The 4,139-nt window shown below is 68.0% G+C and carries 5 protein-coding genes; 2 read left to right on the top strand and 3 right to left on the bottom strand.

Going from position 1 to position 4,139, the window contains the following annotated elements; genetic code table 11:
* Positions 1-308: 308 nt before the first annotated feature.
* Positions 309-842 (top strand): hypothetical protein, encoded by a 534-nt coding sequence (locus JHC79_RS16350; protein ID WP_296392698.1) that lies wholly within the window; start codon positions 309-311, stop codon positions 840-842.
* Between the two features lie 61 nt (positions 843-903).
* The gene (locus JHC79_RS16345; protein WP_253660751.1) at positions 904-1,095 is read left to right on the top strand and encodes a hypothetical protein; all 192 of its coding nucleotides are present in this window, start codon (positions 904-906) and stop codon (positions 1,093-1,095) included.
* Here the strand turns inward: JHC79_RS16345 and JHC79_RS16340 are convergent.
* The 3 genes from JHC79_RS16340 to JHC79_RS16330 all read right to left on the bottom strand — a co-directional run.
* Positions 1,092-1,916: a DeoR/GlpR family DNA-binding transcription regulator gene (locus tag JHC79_RS16340; RefSeq protein WP_296392694.1), complete on the bottom strand. Its 825-nt coding sequence runs from the start codon at positions 1,914-1,916 to the stop codon at positions 1,092-1,094. The two genes, JHC79_RS16345 and JHC79_RS16340, sit on opposite strands and share 4 nt — an antisense overlap.
* Before the next feature lie 11 nt (positions 1,917-1,927).
* Positions 1,928-2,971 (bottom strand): 4-hydroxythreonine-4-phosphate dehydrogenase PdxA, encoded by a 1,044-nt coding sequence (pdxA, locus tag JHC79_RS16335; protein ID WP_296392692.1) that lies wholly within the window; start codon positions 2,969-2,971, stop codon positions 1,928-1,930.
* Positions 2,968-4,139: four-carbon acid sugar kinase family protein (locus JHC79_RS16330; protein ID WP_296392691.1), on the bottom strand; the 1,172-nt coding region annotated here is incomplete at its 5' end. The genes pdxA and JHC79_RS16330, both read right to left, overlap by 4 nt.

The following is a 4,139-nucleotide window of genomic DNA, read 5'->3' as shown; positions in this document are numbered from 1 at the left end:
TGATCACGGACCTGGCGGCAGATTTCAGGCGAGGCAACATCAGAAATTCTCCTTGGGAGCTGGGTGGTATCGCCGGATCGGCTGTGCAACAACGTCCGCTCCGGGGTCGGCCTGTACGCCTGAGCGGCGTTGTCAGGAGAAACAGTGACACACCGTCGTTTCACACACAATCGGTCCTGAGTCGAGTGCGGGACAGTATCAACCGGTGAGGTGGATCACCGTCAGGCTGTTTCCGCAGCTAACGGCCCTGCCGATGAGCAGCGCCGGATTTGGCGACGGGGGTCAAGTGCACGATCGGTGACCAAATTGTGACCATTGCCGCAGGTCAGAGCGGTGTGAAATACGCCATTTTCAGCTTAGGGCGGTTGTGGCGCCGCCAGGATTGTGTGAGCGTTTCGGGACACGCACCCGAATCGCGGTGTGGGGTCGTCGCTTCCGACTCGGCAACGACGAATCGCCTTTGTTTAATCAAAGATTGGATGTTCCTCATGTCGTTCTCACGTCGTATCGCCGTCACCGCAGGTGCGTGTGTTCTGGTGGGTGCAGGGGCTGCGCTGACCGCTCCCGTGGCCTCCGCTTTCACGATCGCGCCGGCTCCCGGTGGGGCAAAGATCACCGCAACTCAGTCCGAGGCCCGGGCTATCCACGACGCGAATCTCAAACCGGCGCTCGATGCCGCGCTGCCAAACTTTCGCGGCGAGCGCACCGGAAAGTCGTTGGGGACCTTGGTCGATGAGTACTCCGGCAAAGCCGCGGTCACCCCCGGCGCGACGTTCTACACAACCGTGACAGGGATCCCGGATCGGACCTACATCGACGTCGGCTACCGCTCACGCAGGTAACGCCAGGCACCGCTTTCGCCGACGTGCCCCGCACGTGGGCAGGGTCTACGGAACGGTCCCGATGACGACGACACCAGCACACATCGTCGAGGCGCTGACCGCCGTCGAGTTCGCCATGAAGGTCATCCGCCCCGATACACGCCCGCACGCCCGGCGTCTCCACGCCGGATTCCTCGCCGCCCGGGGTGTCGACACCGACACCATCGCGGCGCATTGGGACAACATCGCCGATCGCTGGCCAGACGACAGCTAACGTCCGCCCGAGGTTGCGGACGCGCCGTTGCGATCTGCGGCGGGCTCGCGGTGGGGGACCTTCACAACGGTGACACCGGCCGCCTCGAACGGGTCGGTGAGGTCGGCTGTCGCCGAGGCGTCGGTGACCAGTGTCGTCCCCGGGGGCAGTGGCGCCCAGGCGTGGAAGGGGCGCTTACCGAGCTTGGCGGCATGCGCGAGGACGTAGACGTTGTCGGCACGTTCCATCATCGCTTCTTTGAGCCGGGTCTGGACGAGTTCGGCCTCGCAGATGCCGTACTCGGCGTCGACCGCGTCGGCGCCGAGGAATGCGCGGTCGACGGTGAGCCGGGACAGCGTCGCCTCCGCGAGCGGCCCGACGAACCCCTGGGTGAGTGGGCGCAGGGTTCCGCCCAGGCATTCGATACGGATCTCCGGGCTCTCGACGAGCGCCTCCAAGATCGTGAGGCCCGCGGCCACCACGGTCACGTCCCGGCAGTCGCGGAGGTGGACACCCATCGCTCCGACGGTGGTACCGGCGTCGACGAGGACAGTCTCGCCCGGTTTCACCTGTTGGGCGGCCCAGGCGGCGATGGCGCGTTTGGCGTCGAAACCCTCGACGGAGCGTTGCCGCAGCGACGACTCGTGGGTGGTGTCGATGGCGATCGCGCCGCCGTAGGTGCGCGCGATGAGGCCACGGGAGGTGAGGTGGCCGAGGTCTCGGCGGATGGTCGAGGGGGTCACACCGAACTGCACGGCGAGGTCCTCCACGCCCGCCAGACCGGTCGATCGGGCCTGACGGACGATCTCCGCACGTCGTGATTCGGACTCGCGCAGGGCCATGAACCAGAACCCTACTTCAAAGCCACTGTGCTGGTTGCCAGTTCAGCGGCCTGTCGGAGAGCCTCGACCATCGACCCCGGCTCTGCGATGCCGGTCCCGGCGATGTCGAAGGCGGTGCCGTGGTCGACCGACGTGCGGATGACCGGCAGTCCGACGGTGATGTTGACGCCGGCCTCGATGCCGAGCACCTTCACCGGTCCGTGGCCCTGATCGTGGTACATCGCCACGATGAGGTCGTAGTCACCGCGGCCGGCGAGGAAGAACGCCGTGTCGGCGGGCAGCGGCCCGCGTGCGTCGATCCCGTCGGCCTGCAGCTTCTCCACCGCGGGGACGATCTTGAGGTCCTCCTCGCCGTATCCGAACAGGCCGTTCTCCCCGGCGTGCGGGTTGATGCCGCACACGCCGATGATCGGGTCGGCCACACCCGAGCGGCGCAGGGCGTCGTGTCCGCGGCGGATCGTGCGTTCGACAAGGCCCGGTTCGATCCGGGCGACAGCGTCGAGCAGACCGATGTGGGTGGTCACGTGGATGACCTTGAGCTTCGGTGTCGAGAGCATCATCGACACCTCCTCGGTGCCGGTCAGGTGCGCCAGCAGTTCGGTGTGTCCGGGGAAGATGTGACCCGCGGCGTGCAACGCCTCCTTGTTCAGCGGTGCGGTGCAGATCGCCTGCACCTCACCGGCCACGGCCAGTTCGCTTGCCACGCGGATGTATTCGTAGGCGGCGTGTCCGGCGACGGCGGAGAGTTCGCCCCACTTCAGGTCGTCGGGAAGCAGGTCGAGGTCGATGACGTTGATCCGCCCCGGTGTCGACTCCGCCTCCGCCACAGTCGAGATCGTCACGATGTCCGGGGTGAGGCCGAGTACCTCGGCCGCGAGACGCAATCGCTTCGCGTCGCCGATGACGACGGGCAGGCACCACGACAGGGTGCGCGCGTCGAGCACGGCCGGGACGATCACCTCGGGTCCGATCCCGGCCCCGTCACCCATCGTGAGGGCCACGATGGGGACCGCGGACGTCGCGGGTACTGCGGTCACGGCGTCGATCGATGTCATGGCACAACCTCACTGTCGAGAGAACTGTCGGATGTCTGAAGGTGGGTTCCGCCGAGCGCACGGAGATGGTCGACGATGCGCCGCAGCGTGTCGGTGTCGCCGAACGAACCGGGCTTGGTGGCGATCAGGCGGTTGTCGGGGGTGATCGAGACGACGGCGCCCCGCTCCACCTCGCCGATCGGTCGCAGGGACTCGATGCCGAGCGCGTCGATGACGGCTCGCGCGGTCTCGCCGCCGGTGAGCACCAGGTGGGCTCGGCAACGCACGTCCAGGGCCGCGACGGTGGCGGCCAGCGCTCGCGCCACTCCCGATGTGGTGCCCGGCGTCAGATCGCCGTCGATCGTGACGACCGCGGCGCCGGTTCTCAGTGCGCGGACCAGGGCGTCGAGGTCGACGGTGTCGGCGAGGAGATGGTCGACGTGCACCGGCACCTGCGGGACTCCCGCGGCCTCGAGTGCCGCGATCTGCGCAGACCTGATCTCGTCGGCTGTCCCGACGACGGCGAGCACCGGCAACGACGCAGGCCGCGGAGACGGCGGCGTGACGTCGTACGGCATGGTCCGTGCGACGGCCGCCGCGAGCGCGGAGGTTCCCACCAGGCGTACGTCGGGGATCCCCGACGCGATCGCGACGATGGTGTCGAGGTCGGTGTCGTCGGCAACGTCGCAGATTGCCACCACGCCGCCTCGGCATGCGTCCTGGATCTGCCCGGCGCGATGCGGGCCGCGTCCGATCACCGTGCGCGCGATCGCCGCCAGCATCCCGGCGATCGATGTCGGTGCGGGGGTCGACTCCGCGGCCCACAGGGAGGTCTCGTGCAACGGGGTGTCGTCGACGTGGACGACCCCACCGCGCACGATGCGTCGTGCAGCGGGCAGTCCCGCGGCCACGATCACCGGATGCCTTTCTGCGAGAGAACAGATCTCGGACGCCACATGTCCGCGCAGGAGCGAGTCGATCTTCTTCACGACCGGAGTTCCCGCGGGGACCATCGACACCGCATGGGTGAGGGCGCTGACCGCGGTGTGTTCGTCGCAGGTGCGGGTGCCGAGGTCGATCACCTGCGTGGGCAGTCGGTGGGCGGCGGAGGTGCGCAGGGTGTGGTCACCGAGGTGGAGTTCGACGCCGCCGCTGCGGCCGAGGAAGACCGCGGCGGTCTCCGCCGCGC

The sequence above is a fragment of the Williamsia sp. genome, assembly GCF_016462415.1.
Taxonomy (GTDB): Bacteria; Actinomycetota; Actinomycetes; order Mycobacteriales; family Mycobacteriaceae; genus Williamsia_A.
The sequence above is the reverse complement of the archived record's forward strand: the minus strand, read 5'-3'. Positions and strand labels throughout refer to the sequence as shown.